23 protein-coding genes and 1 pseudogene are annotated in these 24,532 nt (G+C 64.0%); 13 read left to right on the top strand and 11 right to left on the bottom strand.

Going from position 1 to position 24,532, the window contains the following annotated elements:
* Positions 1-67: 67 nt before the first annotated feature.
* Positions 68-913, bottom strand: a complete 846-nt coding sequence (locus L6639_RS11920) for a cell envelope integrity EipB family protein (protein ID WP_237861624.1) — start codon at positions 911-913, stop codon at positions 68-70.
* A gap of 254 nt (positions 914-1,167) precedes the next feature.
* Between L6639_RS11920 and L6639_RS11915 the strand changes: the two genes are divergently transcribed.
* From L6639_RS11915 to L6639_RS11900, 4 genes are read left to right on the top strand one after another with little or no spacing between them, the layout of a single operon-like run.
* On the top strand, positions 1,168-1,635 hold the full coding sequence (locus L6639_RS11915; RefSeq protein ID WP_237861623.1) for a RidA family protein: 468 nt from the start codon (positions 1,168-1,170) through the stop codon (positions 1,633-1,635).
* Positions 1,636-1,645: 10 nt separating this feature from the next.
* Positions 1,646-2,392: a glycerophosphodiester phosphodiesterase gene (locus tag L6639_RS11910; RefSeq protein WP_237861622.1), complete on the top strand. Its 747-nt coding sequence runs from the start codon at positions 1,646-1,648 to the stop codon at positions 2,390-2,392.
* Between the two features lie 54 nt (positions 2,393-2,446).
* Complete coding sequence (locus L6639_RS11905) at positions 2,447-3,703, top strand: GNAT family N-acetyltransferase (RefSeq protein ID WP_237861621.1); 1,257 nt, start codon at positions 2,447-2,449, stop codon at positions 3,701-3,703.
* 52 nt (positions 3,704-3,755) lie between these two features.
* A complete protein-coding gene (locus L6639_RS11900) occupies positions 3,756-4,181 on the top strand; it encodes an HIT family protein (protein ID WP_237861620.1) in 426 nt (141 codons plus the stop codon).
* A gap of 3 nt (positions 4,182-4,184) precedes the next feature.
* Here L6639_RS11900 and tsaA read toward each other — a convergent pair whose 3' ends face one another.
* The 4 genes from tsaA to L6639_RS11880 form a co-directional block, all read right to left on the bottom strand.
* On the bottom strand, positions 4,185-4,676 hold the full coding sequence (gene tsaA / locus L6639_RS11895) for a tRNA (N6-threonylcarbamoyladenosine(37)-N6)-methyltransferase TrmO (protein WP_237861618.1): 492 nt from the start codon (positions 4,674-4,676) through the stop codon (positions 4,185-4,187).
* A 32-nt stretch (positions 4,677-4,708) separates the two neighbouring features.
* Positions 4,709-5,059 carry an AzlD domain-containing protein gene (locus L6639_RS11890; RefSeq protein ID WP_237861617.1) on the bottom strand — a complete coding sequence of 117 codons (351 nt, stop codon included), beginning with the start codon at positions 5,057-5,059 and terminating at the stop codon, positions 4,709-4,711.
* On the bottom strand, positions 5,056-5,796 hold the full coding sequence (locus L6639_RS11885; RefSeq protein WP_237861616.1) for an AzlC family ABC transporter permease: 741 nt from the start codon (positions 5,794-5,796) through the stop codon (positions 5,056-5,058). The genes L6639_RS11890 and L6639_RS11885 overlap by 4 nt, the downstream gene beginning before the upstream one ends.
* Positions 5,797-5,896: 100 nt before the next feature.
* Positions 5,897-6,772 (bottom strand): lytic transglycosylase domain-containing protein, encoded by an 876-nt coding sequence (locus L6639_RS11880; protein WP_237862554.1) that lies wholly within the window; start codon positions 6,770-6,772, stop codon positions 5,897-5,899.
* 169 nt (positions 6,773-6,941) lie between these two features.
* On the opposite strand from L6639_RS11880, the gene L6639_RS11875 reads away from it, so the two are divergent.
* Positions 6,942-7,580 carry an HAD family hydrolase gene (locus L6639_RS11875; protein ID WP_237861615.1) on the top strand — a complete coding sequence of 213 codons (639 nt, stop codon included), beginning with the start codon at positions 6,942-6,944 and terminating at the stop codon, positions 7,578-7,580.
* Here the strand turns inward: L6639_RS11875 and L6639_RS11870 are convergent.
* Together L6639_RS11870 and L6639_RS11865 are read right to left on the bottom strand one after the other, a co-directional pair.
* Positions 7,577-8,617, bottom strand: a complete 1,041-nt coding sequence (locus tag L6639_RS11870) for a phenylacetaldoxime dehydratase family protein (RefSeq protein WP_237861614.1) — start codon at positions 8,615-8,617, stop codon at positions 7,577-7,579. The two genes, L6639_RS11875 and L6639_RS11870, sit on opposite strands and share 4 nt — an antisense overlap.
* A gap of 30 nt (positions 8,618-8,647) precedes the next feature.
* The gene (locus L6639_RS11865; RefSeq protein ID WP_237861613.1) at positions 8,648-9,664 is read right to left on the bottom strand and encodes a carbon-nitrogen hydrolase family protein; all 1,017 of its coding nucleotides are present in this window, start codon (positions 9,662-9,664) and stop codon (positions 8,648-8,650) included.
* A gap of 206 nt (positions 9,665-9,870) precedes the next feature.
* Between L6639_RS11865 and L6639_RS11860 the strand changes: the two genes are divergently transcribed.
* From L6639_RS11860 to L6639_RS11835, 6 genes are all read left to right on the top strand, one after another.
* Positions 9,871-10,827 (top strand): AraC-like ligand-binding domain-containing protein, encoded by a 957-nt coding sequence (locus tag L6639_RS11860; protein ID WP_237861612.1) that lies wholly within the window; start codon positions 9,871-9,873, stop codon positions 10,825-10,827.
* Between the two features lie 99 nt (positions 10,828-10,926).
* A complete protein-coding gene (locus tag L6639_RS11855) occupies positions 10,927-12,321 on the top strand; it encodes a methyl-accepting chemotaxis protein (protein ID WP_237861611.1) in 1,395 nt (464 codons plus the stop codon).
* Positions 12,322-12,489: 168 nt separating this feature from the next.
* A complete protein-coding gene (locus tag L6639_RS11850) occupies positions 12,490-13,515 on the top strand; it encodes an aldo/keto reductase (RefSeq protein ID WP_237861609.1) in 1,026 nt (341 codons plus the stop codon).
* A 91-nt stretch (positions 13,516-13,606) separates the two neighbouring features.
* Positions 13,607-13,768 (top strand): hypothetical protein, encoded by a 162-nt coding sequence (locus tag L6639_RS11845; protein WP_237861608.1) that lies wholly within the window; start codon positions 13,607-13,609, stop codon positions 13,766-13,768.
* 148 nt (positions 13,769-13,916) lie between these two features.
* Entirely contained in the window at positions 13,917-15,338 is a 1,422-nt protein-coding gene (locus L6639_RS11840) for an MFS transporter (protein ID WP_237861607.1), read from the top strand.
* Positions 15,339-15,468: 130 nt separating this feature from the next.
* Positions 15,469-15,930: a peptidase associated/transthyretin-like domain-containing protein gene (locus L6639_RS11835; RefSeq protein ID WP_237861606.1), complete on the top strand. Its 462-nt coding sequence runs from the start codon at positions 15,469-15,471 to the stop codon at positions 15,928-15,930.
* A 69-nt stretch (positions 15,931-15,999) separates the two neighbouring features.
* Here L6639_RS11835 and clpA read toward each other — a convergent pair whose 3' ends face one another.
* Positions 16,000-18,408: an ATP-dependent Clp protease ATP-binding subunit ClpA gene (clpA, locus tag L6639_RS11830; protein ID WP_237861605.1), complete on the bottom strand. Its 2,409-nt coding sequence runs from the start codon at positions 18,406-18,408 to the stop codon at positions 16,000-16,002.
* A gap of 292 nt (positions 18,409-18,700) precedes the next feature.
* Positions 18,701-19,033 (bottom strand): ATP-dependent Clp protease adapter ClpS, encoded by a 333-nt coding sequence (gene clpS, locus L6639_RS11825; RefSeq protein WP_027530069.1) that lies wholly within the window; start codon positions 19,031-19,033, stop codon positions 18,701-18,703.
* A gap of 470 nt (positions 19,034-19,503) precedes the next feature.
* On the opposite strand from clpS, the pseudogene L6639_RS11820 reads away from it, so the two are divergent.
* Positions 19,504-20,839 (top strand): annotated as a pseudogene (locus L6639_RS11820) (vWA domain-containing protein); the annotation flags it as partial.
* A 74-nt stretch (positions 20,840-20,913) separates the two neighbouring features.
* Here L6639_RS11820 and L6639_RS11815 read toward each other — a convergent pair.
* Positions 20,914-21,252: a phasin family protein gene (locus L6639_RS11815; RefSeq protein WP_237861604.1), complete on the bottom strand. Its 339-nt coding sequence runs from the start codon at positions 21,250-21,252 to the stop codon at positions 20,914-20,916.
* 387 nt (positions 21,253-21,639) lie between these two features.
* Between L6639_RS11815 and L6639_RS11810 the strand changes: the two genes are divergently transcribed.
* Positions 21,640-23,436: a serine hydrolase gene (locus tag L6639_RS11810; RefSeq protein WP_237861603.1), complete on the top strand. Its 1,797-nt coding sequence runs from the start codon at positions 21,640-21,642 to the stop codon at positions 23,434-23,436.
* A 226-nt stretch (positions 23,437-23,662) separates the two neighbouring features.
* On the opposite strand, the gene L6639_RS11805 is transcribed toward L6639_RS11810, so the two are convergent.
* Entirely contained in the window at positions 23,663-24,388 is a 726-nt protein-coding gene (locus tag L6639_RS11805) for a DnaJ domain-containing protein (protein ID WP_237861602.1), read from the bottom strand.
* Between the last annotated feature and the right edge of the window lie 144 nt (positions 24,389-24,532).

Raw genomic sequence — 24,532 nt, 5'->3', positions numbered from 1 at the left:
GATTGGAAGCGAGCGTAACCGGAGATGGCGTTGAGGGCTAGTGTCGCCGCTCAATTGCAGGGCTTCTTCAATTACAGGGCTTGCTGTCCTTGACGTCGAACTTGCCCATCGCGCCGGAGATCACAAAATCGTTGTAATCGAGCACGAGCTGGCGGGAGACGCCGTTCTCGTAAAGCTCGAACGACATCGCGTAGACGGGCGTCTGCTCGCCTTCCTTCTGCTGGGCTTCGCGATCGAAATAGCTGACCGTCACCGGCCAGCGCGTCAGCGATTTCATGTGCTCGTCCGCTGTCGACGGATCTGGCGAGGCGGTGCGGTCGGCGGGGATCGGCTGACCGATCACGGTCAAGGTGTTGTAGACCTTCTGGCCATCGTCGGAGCCGTCATAGACGGAGAGCTCGAGCAGCGATTTGCCGTCCTTGGCGGCGGCGATGATGCGCTGGATCTGTTCGGTCGGGAACACGATCTTGCCGTCGAGGGTGAAGTTCTTCGGCGCCGGCAATTTCAGCTTGACGTTGATGTGGTCGCCGTCGCGCTCCGCTGAGCCGTCGACGAGGCCGGCCTCGGCCTCGTTCATCCGTGTCTCTATCTTGAAGCGATAGCTTTTTCCGCCGGCATCCTCCCAGGAATTGGAGCGGAGGTCGCTGAGCGTGATCTTGCCCTCGCCGCTGTCGAGCTCGGAGACCTGGCGGAATTCGGACGTATAGCCCTCGCAAGCACTGCCTGCGAAATTGTAGAGAATGCGGCCGCGCGCGCTGTTGATCGAATTCGAGCGCGATTTGACCAGGCTCAGATCATAGAGCGCCTGGTGCGCGAGGAACGGACCGTTCGCGGCATGCGCGCTGCTGCCGGCGCCGAGTGCGGCCGCCGCGAGCGCCATCACACCGAGTGAAGTCCGGAAAAGGTGCACCATATCTGTTCCCTGGGGACGCGCAGATTCGACACTTTAATGACCGTTCCATTGCGTCGCAACTGCGGCGGTTTCACGTAATGTTGCGCCTCTCCGTCGAACCTTCTGACCTGCCTCAAGAAAATGCAGTCCGCCCCGGCCCTCGCGCAGACAGATCCGCTTGCTTGCATGTGGCGGCACGATGGGCGAAACAGGGCGCACCCGGCGGCTACCCAAACGCACCGGACGGACGAGTTTTCAGACATCGAGGTCGAGACATGGCAGGCACGGTCGAGCAGAAACTGGCGGAACAGGGCATCAAGCTGCACCAGGCCCCATCTCCCGTCGCCAATTACGTCCCGTTCGTACGTACCGGCAATTTGCTGTTCGTCTCCGGTCAGGTCTGCTTCGACCCTGCCGGCAAGCTGATCGCCAAGGGCAAGCTGGGCGCCGGCGTCTCGATCGAGGACGGTGCCGCAGCCGCGCGCGGCTGTGCCGTCAATCTGCTCGCGCAGGTCAAGGCTGCGCTCGGCGATCTCGACAAGGTCGTGCGCGTGGTGCGCCTCGGCGGCTTCATCAACTCGGCGCCGGACTTCGTGGACGGACCGAAGGTGCTGAACGGCGCCTCCGATTTGATGGTCGCCGCCTTCGGTGACAAGGGCCGCCACGCCCGCACCACGGTCGGCGTCGCCTCGCTGCCCGCGGACGCGGCAGTCGAGGTCGAAGGCGTGTTCGAGGTCGCCTGAGGTCAGCATCGTGCGTGCTCCGGATTGGCTGACAGCGCGGCCGGTCGCCCATCGCGGTCTGCATGACATCTCTCGCGGCATCGTCGAGAACATGCCGGGCGCGGTGCAGGCCGCGATCGCAGGCAATTTTGCGATCGAGGTCGACATTCAGCTCTCCGCTGACGGCGAGGCCATGGTGCATCACGACCATGCGCTCGGCCGCCTCACCGACGCCACTGGCCCGGTCGTCGCCAAGACCGCGGCCGAGCTCAAGGCCATCACGTTCAAGGACACGCCCGAGCGGATGATGTCGCTCAGTGACCTCTGCGCCATGGTCGCCGGCCGCGTTCCGCTGGTGATCGAGGTGAAGAGCCATTTTGACGGCGACCGCAAGCTGGTGAAGAGGATGGCCGAGGTGCTGGCGTCCTATCAGGGCCATGCGGTCGGCATGTCCTTCGACCCCGACCAGGTGCTGGCGCTGCGCGAGCTGCTGCCGTCCCGCCCGCGCGGTATCGTCGCGCAGCGGAGCTATGAGGACGAATACTGGACCTATCTCACTCAGGAACAGCGCGACAGCATGCTGTACCTGCGCCATGGCTTTCAGACCCAGCCGCATTTCGTCGCCTTCAAGGTCGATCACCTGCCGGCGCCCGCCCCCTGGATCGCCCGCAACGTCTTCGGCTGCGCCCTGCTCGGCTGGACCACCCGTACACCGGAGCAGCGGACTCGGGTTGCGCAATATGCCGATCAGATGATTTTCGAGGGCTTCCTGCCGTAGGCTTGATGTTCGCGACCCTTGAAGTCGCTGCTGCAATGCACGATCTTGGGCGCAATGGCATCATCCGAAATCACCTTGGAGGCGGTCCCGTCCATTGGCGAAGTCTCGCCGGAGGATTGGGACGCCTGCGCTAATCCTGGCAGGGCTCTTAATGAGAATTCCTGCAATGGGCACGGCTTGGGAATCTCAGCCGGGCTTCCAGGCAACTCGCTCGGCCTGTTAAAGTCCGGCTATAACCCGTTCGTCTCGCACGCCTTTCTTTCCGCCGTCGAGAAATCGGGTTCGGCCACGATCCGCACCGGCTGGGGACCGAGGCACCTTGTGGCCAAAATCGACGGCCGCGTCGCCGGAATCGTGCCCTGCTATCTGAAATCACACAGCCAAGGCGAATATGTTTTCGACCGCGGTTGGGCCGACGCCTATGAGCGCGCCGGCGGCCGCTATTACCCCAAGCTTCAGGTCTCCGTTCCCTTCACGCCGGCCACCGGGCCGCGGCTCCTGGTGCGTGACGGCGTCGATCGCGAGCGCATCACCGAGGCGCTGGCGAGCGGCCTGGTGGCGCTGTGCGGCGTCAGCAAGGCGTCCTCGGTGCACGTCACCTTCGCGCGCGAGGCCGAGTGGAAGCTGCTTGCCCAGCACGGCTTCCTCCAGCGCACCGACCAGCAGTTCCACTGGCACAACGAGGGCTTTACGACCTTTGACGATTTCCTGGCGACACTGAACTCACGCCACCGAAAATCGATCAAGCGCGAGCGGCGCGATGCGCTTGCCGCGGGGATCACCATCCACTGGCTCACCGGCAAGGACATCACCGAGGATGCCTGGGACGCCTTCTTCGATTTCTACATGGAGACCGGCTCGCGCAAATGGGGCCGGCCCTACCTCACGCGCGAATTCTTCTCGCTGGTCGGCGAGACCATGAGCCAGGACGTGCTGCTGGTGATGGCTCGCCGCAACAACCGATGGATCGCAGGTGCGATCAACTTCATCGGCTCGGACACGCTGTTCGGCCGCAACTGGGGCGCGGTCGAGCATCACCCCTTCCTGCATTTCGAGGTCTGCTACTACCAGGCGATCGATTTTGCGATCAAGCGTGGTCTCACGCATGTCGAGGCCGGTGCGCAAGGCGAGCACAAGATCGCGCGCGGCTACCTGCCGCGAACGACCCATTCCGCCCACTTCATTGCCGATCCGGGCCTGCGCCGCGCCATCGACGATTATCTCAAGCGCGAGCGCGCCTATGTCGCGGAGGCTGGGCGGGAGCTGGCCGAACTCGGCCCGTTCCGGAAAGGCATCGACGAGGCGCCTTGACGGTTTGCCGTCGCTGGTGACAGTAAGCGCAGAGTTCTTGGGAGCCGCTGCCATGACCGCCTATGACCCGAACAACATCTTCGCAAAAATCCTGCGCGGCGAATTTTCCTGCCACAAGGTCTACGAAGACGAGCATGTCTTCGCCTTCCTCGACATCATGCCGCGCGTGCCTGGCCACACGCTGGTGATCCCGAAGGCTCCTGCCCGCAACATCCTCGACATCAAGGCGGACGACTATGCCCATGTCGCCCGGGGCGCGCACAAGATTGCTGCGGCCGCGATGAAGGCATTCAACGCCGACGGCATCACTGTGCAGCAGTTCAACGAGCCCGCCGGCGGACAGGTGGTGTTTCACCTGCACATGCACGTCATGCCGCGCCATGACGGCGTCGCCATGCTGCCGCCCGCGAGCCGCAAGGAAGACGTCAAGGTGCTGGAAGAGAACGCGGCCAAGCTGATCGCGGCGCTGAAGAGCTGATCGTCACTCCGTCTGGAAATCTCCCGGCTGCGGCGCGGCCAGCGGCGTGAACTCGCAACGATCCGGCTTGATGTCGATCAGCGGCGTATTGTCGATGCAGTCGAGCCCGCGCACCAAAATTGCATTTCCTTCGATGCCGACGAGCTTGACGATCGAGGTGCCGATCGGATTGGGCCGCACCGGCGAGCGCAGCGAAAAGGTGCCGCGGGTCTTCTCGTTGTTCTTCGGGCTTTGCAGCACGATGTCACGGCGCGACTGGTCGAGCCAGTAGAGCACTTCGAGATTGCTGTAGAAATCGACGCCCTTGATCGCCGGCACGAACGGCTCGAAGATCTCGAGGCGACAGATCGGGCCGTCCTGGCGCCCCTGCCGCGGCGTCTCCAGCCGCGAGGTCCAGGGCGTGCGGATGCGGCCGATGAAGACGAGGCCGGCATCTTCCGTGGACGGCAGCTCGATGGCGACCTCGCCCTCGCGGAGCTCGTTTTCGCGAACCATATTTCCTGTTCCTTGGCTGTTCGGAGGCGGTTTTAGCCTAACCACCACTTGCCGGCCAGCATGAAGACTTCACCGGCGACGACGCCCGCGAAGATCGAACGGCGGGTCAGCAGAAACACGACGAGGCCGGCGGCCACCGCACCATAGCGCAGAGCATCCGGCACGCTGGCGAGCGCACCGGGCGGCTCGACCACGATCTGGGCGATGACGCCGGCGAGGATCGCGGTCGCGACCGCCCTCACCCAAACCAGCAGTTCCGAACCCTCATCGATACCGCCGCCGAACCACAGGCCGAGCATGCGCCAGATCTGGTTGGGCACGACCCCGGCGACGAACAGCACAACCAGCGCCTGCCAATCGCCGATCAGTTGCGCGGCGCTCATGCGCGCACCTCCCGCCACCAGTGCACGCCATAGGCGATCGTGCCGGCCGCCACGCCGCTGACGAGGATGTCGAGACCGGAGTTCATCCTCGCGGCCAGCGGATAGAGCAAAATTCCAAGCGTCAGCGCGACCACGTCTGCGACCTCGCGGCTATTGCGTGCGGTCGAGAACAGGAACGACAGCGGCGTCAGCAGCAGGATCGCGGCGCCCAATGTCTGCGTGAGATTGGCGGCGAGGAAATAGCCGAGCGTGTTCGCGGTCAGGCACACCGAGACCAGGCCGAAGCCGAGCCCGTTGACGAAGGCGATGCGTCGTTCGCGCGGCACAAGCGGCAGGAAGCGATGGCATTCCACCCACAGCGTCACCGCCGTCAGATGTGCCGCGAAAAACAGCTCGCGCCGCTTGGTCGTCGGCGTGCGCATCAACGGCAGCACCGAGACTACCATCGGAAACAGCCTGATCGCACTGACGGTGACCGCGATCGCCGACTGGATGATGGTGGCGCCCGAGCCGAGCGTCGTGATCAGGATGATCTGCGCGGGCCCCGCCCAGACGAACAGCGTCGAGCAGAGCGCCCAGAGCAAGCTGAAATGGGTGTCATGAGCCAGCGCGCCGATGCCAAGATAGGTCGCGAACAGGACGAGCGTGAGGATCGTCTGCGTGATCGAGCGCACACCCCAGGCGAAGGCGCGCCACGGGCTTTGCCATTGCGGGGAATCGAGCGAAGGAAGCGCCACGGGAGACTGGCCGGCCGGAGAGGAATCGTGCCTGCATAACGGGCAATGCAAGCACCCGCGTCAAGGAAGCCTGCGGCGGGGCTGGCATGCACGGTGCTCCCTACCCGCTGACGCCGCGGTTCTTCAGCACGAAACACGCCCCGCCCGCTTTGCGGATACGGTTACAGAGATCGTCCGCCTCACTTCGCGTGTCAGCGCCGATGCGCACCTGATAGAAGGCGTGCGAGCCGCGACTGCGGACCACCGAGGAGAGCAGGCTGGGATCATGGTCGCCGATGACGGCAGTGAGGCGCGTTACGGCGCGGGAATACATCGCCAGCGCCTTGTTGCGGTCGAAGCCGGCCGCGAGCTGAACGCCCCAGATCTTCGCGGCAGCGAGCTCGACATGCTGCTCGAGCTCGGCGACGAACGGGTTCGGCGCACGCTTGAGCAGCGCCATCAGGTCGCGGCAGCTCGTCGGCGGCGAGCTCGGCGGTTCCTTGCCCGTGCTGCCGACCTTGGCCCATGCGTCGACCGTCGCGCCAGTGATGGCGTAGACGTAGTTGCGCGTCTGCTCGGGCATGCCGCCGGTGCCGGCGAGCCACTCCTGCACCCGTCGCGGCCCGGCATTGTAGGCGGCGGCAGCGAGGCCAAGATTGCCGAACTGGTTGCGCAGCTCGTTCAAAAACTCGGCCGACTTCGGCAGCGCCTGCACCGGATTGAAGGGATTGAGCAGTCCGCGCTCGCTCGCCGTTCCCGGCATGAACTGCGCAATCCCCTGCGCCTGCTCGCCGCTGCGCGTCACAGGCCCCACTGCATCGGCCTGGAATCGGCTCTCCTGCCAGATCACGCGGGCGAAGAATTCGAGCGGCAGGTTGGCATCGCGCGCGGCCGCCTCCACGATCAGACAGATCGACTCCCGCGTGTCGCTCTCGCGCGCAGGCTCGTTCCCCGCCTGTTTTGCCGGCGCCTCGGGGCCAAGCTGCGTCGGAGGCATCGGGGCATTCTCGGCAAGCACCGGCGTGCAAACGAACGCCGCCGCGAGCAGCCAACAGATCAGCTTCTGAGCCCCGGCGAACGCCATGTCGCTCCCAATATAGGCCCTTGAATTCGGACCCCAAGGCAACTAGCAACGGCAGGAATTAGCAACGCCGAGCCCGGCCAGGATGCAGACAATCTATTTTGATCTCGACGGCACGCTGACCGATCCAAAGCCCGGGATCACCGGTTCGATCCAGTATGCCTTGAAAAAACTTGGCATGGCGGTCCCGAGCCAGGACGAATTGACCTGGTGCATCGGGCCGCCGCTGCATGCGAGCCTGAAGGCGCTGACCGGAACCGAGGCGCTGGCCGACCAGGCGCTCCTGCTCTACCGCGAACGGTTCTCCGAGGTCGGGCTGTTCGAGAACACACCCTATCCGGGCATCCACGACACGCTGGCGGCGGTGGCCGCGACCGGCACGCGCATGTTTGTGGCAACAAGCAAGCCTGCGGTCTACGCCACCCGCATCATCGATCATTTCGGCCTGAAGCCGTATTTCGAGCGCGTGTTCGGCTCCGAGCTCGATGGCACCCGCGTCGACAAACGGGATCTGCTTCGCTACGCGCTCGACGAGGCAAGAGTCGATGCGGGCAGCGCCGTCATGATCGGCGACCGCAGTCATGACGTCGTCGGCGCCCGAACCAACGGCATGACGGCGATCGGCGTGCTCTATGGCTATGGCAGCGAGGCCGAGCTCCGGGATGCCGGCGCGCATCACATCTGCGCCGCGCATCCGGAGCTGCTCGGCCACTGCGTCGGCTAAGCGGTCACCGTCTCGACCGCCGCAAGCATTCCCGTCTTCGGATGGCAGTTCAGATATTCGAAGAACTGCTCATCGGCAGCCGCCACAGTGACCTCGTGATAGAGCCGCAGCTTCGCTGACGGCCCCAGCGTCGAGAGATATTTCATCGCCGCGCCGAATATCTTCACGTGAGTCGGATGCGATTCCGCCCAGCGTTCCAGCGCAGCGAGACTCTTCCACCAGCTCTGGCCGTAGGATTTTTCAGTCGCCTTGCCGTCAACCGAGAGCACCTGCATGTAGCGGTTGGCATAGCAACCGATCCCGAGCCCATCGTCGCGCAGGAAATCCATGCCCTCACGCAGCACCGGCTCGACGTCGTCGAGATAGAGCTTTCGCTCCGACGCCTCCGTATCGCTCCAGTCCTGCCCGGAGCGGATCAGGCAAAGATTGTCGTGCGCCTTCACGCGCAAGCGTGCACCGTCACGGATCAGCTCAGGATTACCGCCCGGCGACATCGGGTCGGTCTGCGACAGCGGAATGCGGTCACGCATGCCGCCCCAATAGGCGTGCTCCTGGACCTCGCCGCTCATGCTGTCGGCGATCGCTGCGACCCCTTCGGGCCTGCCGAGCGAGGAGAACAGCGTTTCATGCCGCGCCACGGTGGGGCGCAGCACCTCAATGAAGGTGCCGATGCCGTCGCGCGGCTTTCCGGTCCACGCCTGATGCGCTGGCGCAAACCAGGTGTCGAAGCGTGCGATGTCGTCCCAATAGGCCACCGTGACGATGTTGGTATGTCCGGCCTGATCGACATAGTGCGCGCGGTCCCAATGCGTGGGACCGCCCTCGCCGGCAAACAGCCCGGCGATTTCAGCGAGCGCGCCCATCGCAGCCGCCGACGCCGCCCCGCGATGCTGCACGCCGAAATAAGCCATCACCACGCGGCTCACACCGGGCTTGTAGCGCGCCACGAAGGATGGATATGGCGGCTGATAATCATCGGGCACGCGCTTGTGGCGCGTGCGCTGGGTTTCAAGATGCGCGGGAATTGCAGATTCCATGCTGGTACCTCCTCCCTTCGATCCCGGTGATCAGCTCGCCGCCGCGGCAATGTCCGCGGGGTCGATGGTGTCGACCGGCAGCGCGAACTGCTCGACGCGCTTGTAGGGCTTCTTGTTGAGCAGCAGCCGCGTGACGTCCGGCCGCGAATAATGCCCGGCAGGATCGGCGGCGTTCTTGGCAACGCCGATGGCGCCGAGATCGATCTCGGCGATCAGCAGTCCCTCCTGGTCCGGTGCGAGCTTGTCGCCGATCTGGCTGCCATCGGGGCCGTAGATCGCCGCAAAACCGCCGCCGACATGCAACAGCGCATTCTTGTCCGGCCGATCGCAGAGCTCGTCGATCATGGCCTGCGACACCGTTGCGCAAGGCGCCAGCACGAAGCAGGAGCCCTCCACGGCATAGACGCGCGAGGCAGCGTTGTTGACCTCGGCGCCGAGCGCCGGCGCGAAGGGATCGTAGAGCGAGAAGCTCGGCCAGGCCGCGACATGCACCTGCTCGTTCTGGGCGTACATCGCGTATTTCGACAGTGGCTGGAGATGCTCCCAGCAGCACAGCGCACCGAGGCGGCCGATATCAGCGCGCGCATGGACCGCGAGATCGCTGCCGTCGCCCTCGCCATAGACGGTGCGCTCGGCATGGGTCGGCCGCAATTTGCGGCGTTTTGCGATGGTCTCGCCGTCGGGGCCGATCAGCCATTGCGCGAGGTAAAGGCTGCCGCCGTCGCGCTCGGACAGGCCGATCACCGCGGTCAGCTTCGCCTTGCGCACGGCGTCACGCAGACGCTCGGCCTGCAGACTGTCATAGGATAGCGAATTATCGAAATAGCGCTGCACGAAGCCGCGGCCGATCGCCCAGGCTGGCGAGTCCATCCAGATATGCCAGGGGTAGCCGGGGATGAACGCCTCCGGAAACGCGATCAGCTTGGCGCCCTTCTCGGCCGCCTCCCTGATCAGCGCGACCGATTTGTCGATTGAGGCGTCGAGGTCGAGCCAGGCCGGAGCCGCCTGCACCACCGCGACCTTGTATTTCGGATGTTCGATGCCCATTGCCGCCTCCCTTGCCGGTTGATCCCAAACCACGTCCGATGCAGTCTATTGGGCCAAGCCGGGCGACCGCGCGCTCGACCACGGCGGAACAAAAACTCGACTGGCAAAGACACTGGTAGGGATCGCGCCCCGGTACGGAACTTGCCTGCAATCAGGCGGATCTGCGCCACCATGCGGTTTGCTGGACGTGAAAGGGAGGCCTGACGATGACAATCCAGTTCACGACAGACGGCAGCCCCGGTTACCGGCGGCTCGCCCTCTGGCAGGACATCGTCTGCGACGTGTTCGTCGGGCTCGACTGCAAGTCCGACCTCGGCAGCGCTTTTCACGGCTCGGTCACCCAGGCCCCGCTTGGCAAAGCCGTCTGCTCCGAGGTCTGCTCCGAGCGCCAACACGTCTTCCGCACGCCCTCGCGCATCGCGCGCTCGGATCAGGACTATGTCCTCGTTGCACTTGGCAATCGCGGCGATGGTGGTGTGACACAGGACGGCCGCGAAACCGTGATCCATCCCGGCGAGTTCGCACTCTACGATACCACGCGTCCCTATGAGCTGAAGTTCAGGGACACGTTCTCCCAGAGCATCTTCAAGGTGCCACGCGAGATGTTGCAGCGGCGGCTCGGCGGCACCGAGACGCTCACCGCGATCACGTTCGCGGCCGACGCGCCGCTCGAGCGGCTCGCCTATGATTTCATCTTCCGCCTTTGCCAGAGCGCGGATCGGCTTGCGCCGAGCAGCGCAACTGCGCTGTCCGAGCAGGCGGTCGACTTGCTGGCGATGGCGCTGAGCGAACGGCTCGGCGCCACATCGCTGCCATCTTCGACGCATCGCTCCGCATTGCTCTACAGGCTCAAGGCGCATATCCGCGCGCGCCTCGCCGATCCCGACCTCTCGCTAGCCGACACGTCCGCCGCGCTCGGCATCTCCGCGCGCTATGTCAACGATCTCCTCGCCGACGAGGACACCTCGTTCCAGCGCCATGTGCTTGCAGAGCGTCTGGCACAATGCCGGCGCGACCTCGCCTCGCCCCTGCTCGCCCATCGCCACATCAGTGAGATCGCGTTTGCCTGGGGCTTCAACGACGTCTCGCATTTCGGCCGCGTCTTCCGCGAGCATTTCGGGATGTCACCGCGCGACTACAGGCAAAGCCAGCTGCGGCACTGAGAGGCCCGCTGCCAAATTCCGATAGGCGAATTCACGGGATCTTCAGCAGAGGCGGCGTAGAAATGCCACCCGTCCACTAGAGCCGTCTCGGATCGCCACATGTCCATTCTCGCTGTGATCAGCCGCAAGAGTCCGACACAATTCCCTGACGATGATCTTGCGGCGCCGGAACGACCGTCGACCACGGCGAATCGCGATGAGACACTGGCCGTGTGGATCGAGGCCTTGATTGAGGGCAACTTCCTTGCGCCCGGCCACCTGGGCAGCGACCGTCTCTCCAATGCCGTCTCTAAGCTCGCAGCCAAGCTGGCTGACGATGCCTCGAAGAGGCTCGATGGCATCGTGGATCTCAATGTTCAAAGCAATGAAACCGCGATTTCCGCGGCCCGGATGCTCACGGCTTGTCGAGACGTCGACCAGAGGACCCAGGCGCTCGCAGCAGCAAGCGAGGAGATGGTCGCCTCGGTCGGCCAGATCAGGGCCAACGCAGAAGATGCGGCCGGCAGCGCGGCCAGAATGAAATCGAGCGCCGACCAAGGCATGACGACCGTCCGGCAGGCGTCCAAGGCGATGGAGCGTGTCGAAGCGACGGCCAACGAAGCCTCCGACAAGATCGTGGCACTCAGCGCCGCCTCCGAAGAAATTGGCGCCATCGTCTCGTCGATCGACGCGATCGCAAGGCAGACGAATCTCCTGGCGCTGAATGCGACGATTGAAGCAGCGCGCGCCGGCGAAGCCGGGCGTGGCTTTGCCGTTGTCGCTTCAGAGGTCAAGGCGCTTTCGCAGCAGACTGGCAAGGCAACCGAAGACATTCGTGACCGAATCCAACGATTGAGAAACGAGGTCGAGCTAATCGTGGCCGCGATGTCGGACTGCAGGTCTGCGGCCGTCGAGAGCAAGAACGTCGTCACACAGCTGGGCGAGGAGATGTCGGGCGTGGAAAGCCAGACGACCATACTCACTCACGGAATGCATGAGATCGCCAATATCCTCAATCAGCAGACCGATGCATCTCGCGAGGTAGCCGAAGGTATCTCCGCGATCGCGCGAATGACCCAAGCCAATGTCGAGCAGATCAAGAGCATATCCTCGCAGCTCGACGTCGGCCAGGATATCGCCGGCCGACAACTCCAGGATCTTGCCAGCCTGTCGTTCGACAACAAGATTCCGCGATTAGCCAAGGCGGATCACGTCATCTGGAAGAAGCGCCTCGCCGATATGGCAGTCGGACGAACGACGTTGAAGGTCGACGAGCTCGCCGATCATCATTCCTGCCGGCTCGGCAAATGGTACTACGGCGAAGGCTCCCTCGCGATGCGCAATCACCGGTCCTTTGGGCTGCTCGAAAGACCGCATGCGGAGGTTCACGAACATGGCAAGCGCGCCGCCAAGCTGTTCGCAGACGGTGATCTCTCCGGCGCTCTCAAGGAGATTTCCATGGTTGAAGAAGCCTCTGTCGAAGTGCTCAGGCTCCTCGACGATCTGGCGCGCTAAGCCCCTGCTTGTACGCGACGCGGACCGCTGATCACAACAGCGTCACGAGCTTGGAGCTCCCTCAAGCAGAGCCGCCATGTGTTCATGTGATGGCCCGACACATAGACCTGCACTACCATTCGCTTCCAAGGCCGCGCCGATCAACTGGCGGCCACGAGGAGCAGTTCGATGGAATACCGACGCTTGGGCCGGTCCGGCCTCATGGTGCCCGCTTTGAGCCTTGGCACGGGCACGTTCGGTGGCGTCGGCCGCCTCGCGGCATGGGGGACGACCGACGCGACGGAAGCGCGGCGCCTTCTGGACATCTGCCTCGAGGCCGGCGTGTCGATGTTCGACACCGCCGACGTCTATTCGCTCGGTGAATCCGAACGCGTGCTCGGCGAAGCCATCAAGGGCCGGCGCGACAAGGTTCTGGTCTCGACCAAGGCGACGTTCCGCTTCGGTGACGGCCCCAACGACATCGGCTCGTCACGGCAGCATCTGCTCGCGGCCATCGATAGCTCACTGAACCGTCTCGGCACCGACTATATCGATCTGTTCCAACTCCATGGCTTTGATGCCATGACGCCGCCTGAGGAGGTGCTTGCGACCCTCGATGTGCTCGTGCGCGCCGGCAAGATCCGCTATGTCGGCGTCTCGAATTTCTCAGGCTGGCACCTGATGAAGTCGCTCTCCGTTGCCGACAAGCACGGCTTCCCGCGCTACGTCGCCAACCAGACCTACTATTCGTTGGTCGGGCGCGACTATGAATGGGAGCTCATGCCGCTCGGACTGGACCAGGGGTTAGGTGCCGTGGTCTGGTCACCGCTCGGATGGGGGCGCCTCACCGGAAAAATCCGCCGCGGTCAGCCGAAGCCCGAAGTGAGCCGCCTGCCCCAGACTGCCGATTTCGGGCCGCCCGTACCGGACGAACACGTCTATCGCGTCGTCGAGGCGATCGACGAGGTCGCCAAGGAGACCGGCAAGAGCGTTTCGCAGATCGCGCTGAACTGGTTGCTGCAGCGCCCGACCGTGTCGACGCTGATCATCGGCGCCCGCAACGAGGCGCAATTGCGCGAGAATCTCGGCTCGGTCGGCTGGTCCCTGACCAAGGACCAGATCGCAAAGCTCGATGCCGCGAGCAAGGTGACGCTGCCCTACCCGTATTGGCACCAGCGCGGGACCTTCTCCGACCGCAATCCGCCGCCAGTGTAGTTGGCTACCCGCCAAGAGCCGGCTTGATTTGAGCTGCGTCAAGCCGGCCCATGCGGATCATGGCATCCTACTGTCCCTACGAGGCAGCCCGATGCGCCGATTTGCCATGAAGGCCCTGTTCACAGCCCTCAATCTCGGCCGTGCAGAGCGGACGCGGATCGACTGGGATCGTCGCGTCGTAGTTTTCTCTACGGCCGTCACGATTGGGCTGATAGCACTCTACATCTACGGCAAGGCGACCTCGCGCTGGTGAGTGTGCGAACCGCGCGCCGATCCATGTCCCCAGCGCCACCAGGCCTGCTTCCGGCGCAGGAACCGTCCGTGTCGTGCCGGGTTGCGATGGACGGCGCAATTTCCTAATCGAGGGGACACTCACGGCTCGAATCAAGCACGCTTCCACCATGTCGTTTGTCCCGATCGAGCATGCCGACGGCCTGCCGCAACCCCAGCGCAACCAGGCGGTGCTGACGATTGCGCTTGGCATCACCATGGCCGTGGTCGACAGCGCCATCGCCAATGTCGCGCTGCCGACGATCGCAACCGACCTGAACGCAAGCCCGGCCTTCTCGATCTGGATCGTCAACGGCTATCAGCTTGCGATCACGATCTCCCTGCTGCCGCTGGCATCGCTCGGCGAGATCGTCGGTTATCGCCGCGTCTATCTGGTCGGCCTTGTGCTGTTCACGCTTGCGTCAGCCTTCTGCGCGCTGGCGCATACGCTGGCGCTGCTCACGATCGCGCGCATCATCCAAGGGTTCGGCGCGGCCGGCATCATGAGCGTCAACTCGGCGCTGGTCCGCTTCACCTATCCGCGCAGCCTGCTCGGGCGCGGCATCGGGCTCAACGCGCTGGTGGTCGCCTTCTCCGCGGCGGTCGGGCCGACGCTCGCCGCCGGCATCCTCGCGGTCGGCAGCTGGCCCTGGCTGTTCGCCATCAATGTGCCACTCGGCGTGGTCACGCTGGTGCTCGGCCTGCGTAGCCTGCCGCACACGATCCAGGCGAGCCATTCCTTCGACTGGCAGAGCGCGGGGCTCTCGGCCATCACCTTCGGCGTCGGCATCGCCGCGATCGACAGCGTCGGCCATGGCGAGGCGACAATCACATGCCTCATCCAGTTCGCGATTGCGATCGTCGCCGGCGCGGCGCTCATCTATCGCGAGACGCACATGAAGTCGCCGCTGCTGCCGGTCGACCTGTTGCGCATTCCGGTGTTCGGACTGTCGATCGCGACCTCGATCGCCTCGTTCTGCGGGCAGATGCTGGCCTTCGTCGCGATCCCCTTCTACCTCCAAAGCCGCTTTGGCTATTCGGCCGTTCATATGGGTCTGTTGATCACGCCATGGCCGATCGCAGTGGCGTGCGCGGCTCCCCTCGCCGGTCGCCTGGTCGAACGTTATCCGGCCGGCCTGCTCGGCGGCATCGGCCTGACGCTGTTTGCCTGCGGCCTTGGCGGGCTCGCTTTCCTGCCGGCAAGTCCGACCCCGCTCGACGTGGTCTGGCGGATGGCGCTGGCGGGCGCCGGCTTTGGTCTGTTCCAGACGCCCAATAACCGCACCATGATCGCAGCCGCGCCACGCGAGCGCGCCGGCGGCGCCAGCGGCATGCTGGGCACCGCGCGCCTGCTCGGCCAGACCACCGGCGCTGCGCTGGTTGCGCTGTTCCTCGGACGCTATCCGGACGACGGGACCCGGATCGCGCTTCTCGCCGGCGTCGGATTTGCCCTCTGCGGCGCCATGCTGAGCATGTTGCGGCTATCGCCGGCCGGCGCACGCGGCGCCGAACACGTCCGCGTGCAGGACGATCAGCGCATGCGCGGCGAATAATCGGCTCCCAAGCACAGGTCTCCGCGGCCCCCTCGCGCAACCTGTGCGTCACTAAATCATCTGGACCAATAGCCTATTGCCATCACTCTCAGGTTGCGCTTGATTGCACATGGGGTTGGGGACTTATTTGATGCGTTTATTTGGAATTGTGGCGCTCAGCGTCATGCTGGGCGGCTGCGCGTCTGTCACGCGCGGCACCACCGAGAACATCAGCATTTCATCCACACCGTCAGGCGTTGAAGCTGTGGTCAGCGGGTTGGAGGTTCCGACTACCTGCATGACACCTTGCTCCGTGGTCGTGAAGCGGAACGCCGACGTCTCGATCACCTTCCAGAAGGAAGGCTATGAGCCGCAGATCGTACCGCTCAGCCGGGACATCCAGACCGGAGGGGCCGCGGGCTTTGCCGGCAATCTCCTGCTCGGCGGTGCCATCGGCATGGGCGTCGATGCCGCAACGGGCGCAGCAACTGATCACAAGCCGAACCCGGTCATCGTAACGATGCAGCCTGTGGCCCCTCCTCCCCGCACACGGCCGCCCGCGCCAAAGAAACCGCGGCCGCCAGCGGCCGCCGCGCCTGAAGCCGGCACCTAGACCCCGGCATTGCGCTCCAAACAAAAAGGCCGGCTCTGCAGCCGGCCTTTTCGATTCATGATACGCCGATCAAGCCTTGACCAGCGGGCCCTTCGAGGTCGGCCCCTTGGAGCCGCCGGGGCCGCCCGGCTTGTTGGGCTTGCCCGGCGGACGCTTGCGGGCGGGCAGTTTTTCCTGCTTCGGGGTGACCGGACCCTCGACGAACTCGAAGCCGATCTTTTCCTTGGTCTCGTCGGCCTCGTCCTTGACCAGGACGACGCGAACGTGGCCACCGCCCTTGAGCTTGCCGAACAGCACCTCGTCGGCCAGCGGCTTCTTGATGTGCTCCTGGATGACGCGAGCCATCGGCCGCGCACCCATCTGCTCGTCATAGCCGTGCTGGACCAGCCAGGCCTTGGCGGGCTCGGACAGCTCGATGGTGACGTCGCGGTCGCCGAGCTGCGCCTCGAGCTGAAGCACGAACTTCTCGACCACGGTGCCGATCACCTCGACGCTGAGATGGCCGAACGAGACGATGGCATCGAGACGGTTGCGGAATTCCGGCGCGAACTGCCGGTTGATCGCCTCGTGATCGTCGCCTTCCCGCTTCGAGCGCGTGAAGCCGAAGGCCTGCTTGGCGAGATCCGAAGCGCCCGCGTTCGTTGTCATGATCAGGATCACGTTACGGAAGTTGACCTGCTTGCCGTTGTGGTCGGTGAGCCGGCCGTGATCCATGATCTGGAGCAGCACGTTGTAGAGGTCGGGATGCGCCTTCTCGATTTCGTCGAGCAGCACCACGCAATGCGGATGCTGGTCGACGCCGTCGGTCAGCAGACCGCCCTGGTCGAAACCGACATAGCCGGGAGGCGCGCCGATCAGACGCGACACAGTATGCCGCTCCATGTATTCGGACATGTCGAAGCGCAACAGCTCGACGCCAAGTGACGCCGCGAGTTGCTTGGCAACTTCGGTCTTGCCGACGCCGGTCGGACCCGAGAACAGGTAGCAGCCGATCGGCTTCTCCGGCTCGCGCAGGCCCGCGCGTGCGAGCTTGATCGAGGCGGCGAGCGACTCGATCGCCTTGTCCTGGCCGAACACGGTGCGCTTCAGCGTCTGCTCGAGATGCTTGAGCACCTCGGCATCGTCCTTCGACACGCTCTTCGGCGGGATCCGCGCCATCGAGGCGATCGTGGTTTCGATCTCCTTGATGCCGATGGTCTTCTTGCGCTTGTTCTCGGCGACCAGCATCTGCGCCGCACCGGACTCGTCGATCACGTCGATCGCCTTGTCGGGCAGCTTGCGGTCGTGGATGTAGCGCGAGGACAGCTGCACCGCAGCCTCGATCGCCTCATTGGTGTACTTCAGCCGATGGTAGTCCTCGAAATACGGCTTGAGGCCCTTGAGGATTGCGATGGCGTCCTCGACGGTCGGCTCGTTGATGTCGATCTTCTGAAAGCGCCGCACCAGCGCGCGGTCCTTCTCAAAGTGCTGGCGGTATTCCTTGTAGGTGGTCGAGCCCATGCAGCGGATCGTGCCCGAGGCAAGCGCCGGCTTGAGCAGGTTTGAAGCGTCCATGGCCCCGCCCGACGTCGCGCCCGCACCGATCACGGTGTGGATCTCGTCGATGAACAGGATGGCGTTGGGATGCGCCTCGAGCTCCTTCAGGACCTGCTTCAGGCGCTCCTCGAAGTCACCACGATACCGCGTGCCCGCGAGCAGCGTGCCCATGTCGAGCGAGAACACGGTCGCAGCGGCCAGAACCTCCGGCACCTCGCTGTCGACGATGCGCTTGGCGAGGCCCTCCGCGATCGCGGTCTTGCCGACGCCGGCCTCGCCCACGAACAGCGGATTGTTCTTCTGCCGGCGGCACAGCACCTGGATCGCGCGGTTGATCTCGGAATTGCGTCCAATCACCGGGTCGATCTTGCCGTCGCGCGCCTTCTTGTTGAGGTTGACGCAATAGGTCTCGAGCGCCTCGCCCTTCTTCTTGGCGTCCTCGCTGCCCTTGGTCTCGGTCTCCTCGTCGACGCCGCGCACGGGCCGCGCCTCGGAGACGCCCGGCCGCTTGGCAATGCCGTGACTGATGTAGTTGACGGCGTCGTAGCGCGTCATGTCCTGCTCCTGCAGGAAGTACGCGGCATGGCTCTCGCGCTCGGCGAAGATCGCGATCAGCACATTCGCACCGGTCACCTCTTCGCGACCGGAGGACTGCACATGGATCACCGCACGCTGGATCACGCGCTGGAAGCCGGCGGTCGGCTTGGCATCGTCGGCGCCATCCGTCACCAGATTCTCGAATTCGGTCTCAAGATAATTGACAAGGCTCGTGCGCAACTTGTCGAGATCAACGCTGCAGGCCCGCATGACTGCGGCCGCGTCGGAATCATCGATCAGGGAAAGCAGGAGATGTTCGAGCGTCGCGTATTGGTGATGACGCTCGTTGGCGATCGCCAGTGCACGATGCAGGGATTGTTCAAGGCTTTGGGAAAAAGTCGGCATTCGCGTCCTCTATGGCCCCCACCATCATGATCGCCATCGCCCGGTCAGGCAACAACAACCTTTGTCACATATAGTTATACAAGATCGCGGCAAAAGACCGGTTCCGCGACTCTACGGGCATTACGCACCCACCGCATTCTCGATGCAAAACCCGTTCCGATTTGGGCAAAACTACCCATTTGGGCAGGACAGGCGCCGGCGCTGAGTCGGCCGGATCACGCCGCAGCATGCGCTGACGTCACACACCGCACGAACAGAACCGATCTAAAGAACACTGGATTCGAACGCGCGGTTACTTCTTTTCCATCACGCATTGCAGGGGATGCTGGTGCTTGCGGGCGAAATCCATCACCTGCGTGACCTTGGTCTCGGCAATCTCGTAGGTAAACACACCGCACTCGCCGATCCCGTGATGATGGACATGCAGCATGATCTTGGTCGCGGCCTCGACGTCCTTCTGGAAGAACTTTTCCAGCACATGGACCACGAATTCCATCGGCGTGTAATCGTCGTTCAGGATCAGCACACGATAGAGGTTCGGCCGCTTGGTCTTGGGCTTGACCTTGGTAATGACAGACGTGTTCGGACCCGCCGGGCCACCGGAACGGTTCTCGTCGTTGCTCATCCGGGGAGCATGGGCGGCGGCAGCCGCGGACAGGTCGAGTCTGGAAGTCAATTGCAGCATGGCTCAGGCGTTCAAATTCCCCACGGAAGCGTCTGACGGTCCGCCGCGCCGCCCACACGCGTGGGTCTCGCGCCGGCGCGCCGCCTTGTCGGATCGCCGCTTCCAACCGGTCCGGTCGAGCCGGATCGATTGCAGGCAATATGGGCCCGCCCCCGGCTCGCCGCAAGCATGCAAAGGCTCAGCCGATGCGACCGCGGCGCCCCGATTCCCGGTCCGGGCGATCCTGCGCAAGGTTAGTCAATCCGGACCGGTTTGACAAAAACTTCCAGCCGGCCTGCTCAGAACATGCTGATCAGGAACCTGACCGCGACGCTTTGGCTCGGCCATTCCTCCGGGTTTCTACGGTCTGCTTTACCCCTCGTTCAACGCTGTGGCGCGAAATCCGGCAAACCACACATGTCGGGGTTGTCATGTTGCGCCTGCCCGTTGTCAGCCGCCTTGGACGGCAGCTCGCCCGTTTCGCCCGGGCTGAGCAAGGCAATTATGCCGTGATCTTTGCCATAGCGCTCGTTCCGGTCCTGAGCTTCGTCGGTGCGGCGGTCGACTACAGCCGCGCGGTCAAAGCCCGCACCTCGATGCAGGCAGCGCTCGACTCTGCCGCCCTCATGCTCTCCAAGGACCTGTCGTCCGGCGCCATCGCCACATCGCAGATCAGCACGAAGGCCACGACCTATTTCAACGCGCTGTTCACCGACAAGTCCGCGCTGCCGAGCGTCACGGTCACCGCGACCTATACCGCGAGCACATCCGCGGGTTCGACCATCCAGCTCACTGGTGACGGCAATTTCACGACCACCTTCATGAAGATCGCCGGCTTCCCGAAGCTTGGCATCAATGCCTCAAGCGCCTGGGGAACGGTGCGGATGCGCGTGGCGATGGTGCTCGACAATACGGGATCCATGGCCGACGCCGGCAAGATGCCGGCAATGCAGACCGCCGCGAAGAACCTGATCGATCAGCTCAGCGCGCTCGCCAAGGCCGACGGCGACATCTACATCTCGATCGTCCCGTTCGCCAAGGACGTCAATGTCGGCGCCGACAATTACAGCAAGTACTGGATAGATTTCACCGACTGGGATGCCGCGAACGGGAGCTGCAGCAGCTCGCGCTATACGAACCAATCTTCATGCGTGAACAACAGCAAGACCTGGACACCGGCCAATCACAATACGTGGACCGGGTGCGTGGTGGACCGCGACCAGGACTATGACATCAAGAACACGACGCCGACGAACGGCAATTCCGCGACGCTCTTTCCGGCCGACCAATATTCCTATTGCACCACGGGCAGCTCAGCCGATCGTGCCGCTGAGCTACAACTGGTCCTCGCTCAAGACGGTGATCGACAACATGAAGCCGACCGGCAACACCAACCAGGGCATTGGTCTCGCCTGGGGCTGGATGACATTGTCGACGGGCGATCCCACGAATGCGCCCGCCAAGGATTTGAACTATACCTACAAGGACGCCATCGTCCTGCTGTCCGACGGGCTCAACACGCAGAACCGCTGGTACAGCAACGCCTCGCAGATCGACGCGCGGCAGAAGAAGCTGTGCGACAACGCCAAGGCCGCGAACATCACGATCTACACGGTGCAGGTCAATACCGGCGGCGATCCGACCTCAGGCGTGCTGCAATATTGCGCCAGCAGCAGCGACAAGTTCTACCTGGTCCGCTCGGCAAGCCAGACCGTCTCGGTGTTCCAGAGCATCGGCACGTCGCTGTCGAAGCTGCGCGTGGCACGCCGACCAGAGCCTTGCGCAAACGAAAAAAGCCCGGCTGATGCAGCCGGGCTTTGTGATTTCATCAGTTCAGAAACTTACTGGGCCGCCGGGGTGAACTTCGACACGACCGTCTCAACCGGCTTGAACGCCTGCTTGGCGAGGTCGCTGTAGAGGCCGGCGATCTTCTGCGATTCCGCGACGAAGGTCTCGTAGGCGGAACGGGCGAAATCGGTCTGGGCTTCGAGCGCCTTGTCCAGCGACTTCACGCCGGAAAGCTTCTCGACGAACGACTTGGTGTCTTCGAACGACTTCTTGGTGTAGTCGCCATACGCGCTGGCGATCGCCTGGAGGCCGTGCTGCACCGAGCTCGCGGAGGCAACGCAGGTCTCGAAATGCTCTTTCCCGTAGTTCTGAAAGTCTTCAACCTTGAACATCTTGGAATCCTTTTCCCTGGCTCGCGTCCGGAAGCCCCGGCTCCCTGACTCTGCCCACAAATAGTGCAACGCACAAAAAAGTCAAGAATCTTGTGCGACGCACAAAATTCGGCGCAAGTTGCGGAAATTCCCGGGCTTTCCCGCAAGGTTTTCTTAAGCTTTTGGAAACCGCGGCACCCTACCCTGATTCCCTGGACGTGTTCACTTCCGCAGGCGGCCAAAAGCCGTTTGAGAACATCACCTTAGCCAGAACAGCGGCTCAGGCCCAACGTCCCCCGCAGTGAACACCAGCGGAGGGACAGCCTGAGCAGGTAATGATCCCGGGTCCGCAGGGCACAATTTCGCCTCACGAGCCGGTGATCAAGTCACAAACGGGGACGGGGTTCCATGCTTCGTAGCAACTGGTCTTCCTCGCGCTTGGCGCGGGTTGGCGTTTTCGGGCTTCTCACGGTCACCACAGCCGTCATCTTCACGACCGATGCAGCCGACGCACGGCGCTACCGGCGGCACTATGCGCACCACCGGGTGCATCACGAGGCCTCCGAGAGCTACAGTCCGCAATTCGCGTCGATCATCGTCGACGGGAATTCCGGTGCGGTGCTGCAATCGACCAGCCCCGATGGCATTCGCCATCCGGCTTCGCTCACCAAGATCATGACGCTCTATCTGCTGTTCGAGCGTCTGGAGTCCGGCAAGATGAAGCTCGACACCGAGATGCCGGTGTCGCAGCACGCCGCCGACCAGGATCCGACCAAGCTGAACCTGCGTGCCGGCCAGACCATCCGCGTCGAGGACGCGATCAAGGGCCTCGTCACCCGCTCGGCCAATGACGCCGCTGTCGTGATCGCTGAAGCGATCGGCGGCGACGAGGACGATTTCGCCGCGATGATGACGCGCAAGGCGCACGCACTCGGCATGTCCAGGACAGTTTACCGCAACGCCAATGGCCTACCCAACGACGAGCAGGTGACCACTGCGCGCGACCAGGCGACGCTCGGCCGCGCCATCCAGGAGCGCTTCCCGCGCTACTATCGCTACTTCTCGACCACCTCGTTCACCTGGCGTGGCGAGCAGATCCGCAACCACAATCACCTGCTCGGCAGCGTCGAGGGCGTCGACGGCATCAAGACCGGTTACACCCGCGCCTCCGGCTTCAATCTCGTGACGTCGATGCGCCGTGGCAACCGCCACCTCATCGGCGTGGTGCTCGGCGGCCGCAGCGGCGGCTCGCGCGACGCCATCATGCGCAATCTGCTCGCCGAGAACCTCGAGAAGGGCGCAACCACCCACACGGTTGCCGCAGTGACCGAGCGCAACGGTGCCGATGCCAGCAGCGACGTCGCCGATGCATCGGAGACCCCGGCTCGGCCCGTTCCGCCGGTCCAGGTCGCAGCCGCTCCTGCTCCCGAGGCCCCCGCGCCGCGTCCGGCCTCCCGCCTCGCCACGCTTGCAGCCGCGACCGCAGCGATGCCGCCGGCTCAACCCAAGCCTGAAGCCAGGCCCACCGAGTCAAAGATCGAGCCCGCACCTCTCACCAATGGCGTGATCTCAAGCCAGCCGCTTGCCCTCATTCCGGGTTCGTCCGAGCCGATGAAGCCGGTCCGGGTGAAGACGGTTCAAGTCAAGGCCGGCGCAGTCAAGGTCGCCTCCGCCGCCCCGACACAGGTCGCCCCGCAGGTCACAAACACGATTCCGGCCCGCGGTGAGATCGCCGAGACGTCCGGCGCCGTCGTCGCCAGGGCCGACATGGTCAACAAGCCGGAGCCCGCCCGAGCCGAACTGCCGCAGCAACCTGCTGGCTTCGGCACCGGCAACGGCGTTCTCGGCGTGCTGCCGGCCGCCACCGCTGCGGCGCCCGCACCGGTTGCCAAGCTTGCCTCCGCCGATCCGTCCCCGCAGCCGATCCAGATGAGCGCCACCAAGCCGGCCATCACCCATAGCGGCTGGATCGTGCAGGTCGGCGCGCTCGAGAGCGAGAGCGAGGCCCAGCAGCGCATCGAAGCCGCTCGCAGCTCGGCCCGCGGTCTACTCAGCAGGGCCGATCCGTTCACCGAGCCGGTCGTCGCGAGGGACAATCGCAAGCTCTACCGCGCCCGCTTTGCCGGGCTCGAGCGGGACCAGGCCGAGGCGGTGTGCAAGACGCTGAAGCGCGCCGACATCTCCTGCATGACCGTCCGCAACTAATCTCTCAGATCCTTCCAAGCCAAAATGCCCGCGCCTTGCGCGGGCTTTTTTGTTTTTGAGGACGCGGTGGCGCTGCAGGCTGTTCCGCGACAACCTCTCGTCAAGAATTTACGGTTAAAACTTTGCTCAAGGGATCGACCACGCCGACAATGGCGGGCATCGGGGCGACGGCAAACAGAGCAAGCGGAACTCACGCGGTACGGGCGTTTGTGGCGTGGTGCCGGAGTTAGCCGTTATGCGTACGAAGCAGAGTATCCTTGGCCTCGTTTACCCGGGCAGCGAGGTACGTCGAGCCCCCCTGGTCGGGATGCAGTTTCTTCATGAGGGATTTGTGCGCCCGGCTGATGTCGTCGCGCCCCGCTCCCGGCTGCAAGCCAAGGATCTGATAGGCTTCCTCCGCCGTCATTTTGCCGCTCGCCGCCGCGCGGCGCTGCCCCCCTGCCGCGTCGCCCTGCGCGTTCTGACGCCAGGCGGGAAACCGGCGGTCCAGATAGCTTTCAAGTAAGGCCACGCTCTCGGCATCGAACGCCGGGACCATCGCCAGCAAACTTGCAAGATCGAACTCTTCAAGACCGCGCCCGGCGTGAGGCCCGGCGACGATCTGGCCCGAGAGCTCGCCGGAATCATGATCGAGCCGCATATCCAGGAATTGTGATCGCACGCGCGAGGTCTGACCGGATGAGCGCGATGCGCCACCCCCGAACAGGCCCCGGACATTGCCAAAGCCTGCATTCGCGAGCGGCGTCCAGCCGAGCAAACCAGCCCCGAATAGTCCGAGCGGGATCGCCACCGCCAGTTCGCCCCGCAGGCCGGTGAAGGCGGCCACTGCGAGCGCGACCACGCCGCCCCCGACCTTGATGGCGCGCGCAAGCACGGCCGGATTGGCGGCGCGGAACATCTGGAGCAGCAGATAGAGCGTGATAACGGCGACGAGGCCGGCGATCAGAGTCATGGTGGGAATATAGTCGCCCTCTTGTCAAAAAGCATGATGTCCTTCCCTCCGTCCACGTTCGGACGGTGACACAAGCTGTTCTCTTGCCATAAGCAGTTGCCCCCATCATTCCGGCGCACTCGGAAGCAGCGAAGGTCGCATCAC

This window comes from Bradyrhizobium zhengyangense (genome assembly GCF_022012555.1).
Lineage (GTDB): Bacteria > Pseudomonadota > Alphaproteobacteria > Rhizobiales > Xanthobacteraceae > Bradyrhizobium > Bradyrhizobium zhengyangense.
This window is presented reverse-complemented; position numbering and strand designations above follow the sequence as displayed.

Coding starts and splice junctions, on each gene's coding strand:
- L6639_RS11920 (WP_237861624.1), bottom strand. CDS start 913: ATGGTGCACCTTTTCCGGACTTCACTCGGTGTGATGGCGCTCGCGGCG.
- L6639_RS11915 (WP_237861623.1), top strand. CDS start 1,168: ATGGCAGGCACGGTCGAGCAGAAACTGGCGGAACAGGGCATCAAGCTG.
- L6639_RS11905 (WP_237861621.1), top strand. CDS start 2,447: ATGGCATCATCCGAAATCACCTTGGAGGCGGTCCCGTCCATTGGCGAA.
- L6639_RS11900 (WP_237861620.1), top strand. CDS start 3,756: ATGACCGCCTATGACCCGAACAACATCTTCGCAAAAATCCTGCGCGGC.
- tsaA (WP_237861618.1), bottom strand. CDS start 4,676: ATGGTTCGCGAAAACGAGCTCCGCGAGGGCGAGGTCGCCATCGAGCTG.
- L6639_RS11890 (WP_237861617.1), bottom strand. CDS start 5,059: ATGAGCGCCGCGCAACTGATCGGCGATTGGCAGGCGCTGGTTGTGCTG.
- L6639_RS11880 (WP_237862554.1), bottom strand. CDS start 6,772: ATGCCTCCGACGCAGCTTGGCCCCGAGGCGCCGGCAAAACAGGCGGGG.
- L6639_RS11875 (WP_237861615.1), top strand. CDS start 6,942: ATGCAGACAATCTATTTTGATCTCGACGGCACGCTGACCGATCCAAAG.
- L6639_RS11870 (WP_237861614.1), bottom strand. CDS start 8,617: ATGGAATCTGCAATTCCCGCGCATCTTGAAACCCAGCGCACGCGCCAC.
- L6639_RS11865 (WP_237861613.1), bottom strand. CDS start 9,664: ATGGGCATCGAACATCCGAAATACAAGGTCGCGGTGGTGCAGGCGGCT.
- L6639_RS11860 (WP_237861612.1), top strand. CDS start 9,871: ATGACAATCCAGTTCACGACAGACGGCAGCCCCGGTTACCGGCGGCTC.
- L6639_RS11855 (WP_237861611.1), top strand. CDS start 10,927: ATGTCCATTCTCGCTGTGATCAGCCGCAAGAGTCCGACACAATTCCCT.
- L6639_RS11850 (WP_237861609.1), top strand. CDS start 12,490: ATGGAATACCGACGCTTGGGCCGGTCCGGCCTCATGGTGCCCGCTTTG.
- L6639_RS11845 (WP_237861608.1), top strand. CDS start 13,607: ATGCGCCGATTTGCCATGAAGGCCCTGTTCACAGCCCTCAATCTCGGC.
- L6639_RS11840 (WP_237861607.1), top strand. CDS start 13,917: ATGTCGTTTGTCCCGATCGAGCATGCCGACGGCCTGCCGCAACCCCAG.
- L6639_RS11835 (WP_237861606.1), top strand. CDS start 15,469: ATGCGTTTATTTGGAATTGTGGCGCTCAGCGTCATGCTGGGCGGCTGC.
- clpA (WP_237861605.1), bottom strand. CDS start 18,408: ATGCCGACTTTTTCCCAAAGCCTTGAACAATCCCTGCATCGTGCACTG.
- clpS (WP_027530069.1), bottom strand. CDS start 19,033: ATGAGCAACGACGAGAACCGTTCCGGTGGCCCGGCGGGTCCGAACACG.
- L6639_RS11815 (WP_237861604.1), bottom strand. CDS start 21,252: ATGTTCAAGGTTGAAGACTTTCAGAACTACGGGAAAGAGCATTTCGAG.
- L6639_RS11810 (WP_237861603.1), top strand. CDS start 21,640: ATGCTTCGTAGCAACTGGTCTTCCTCGCGCTTGGCGCGGGTTGGCGTT.
- L6639_RS11805 (WP_237861602.1), bottom strand. CDS start 24,388: ATGACTCTGATCGCCGGCCTCGTCGCCGTTATCACGCTCTATCTGCTG.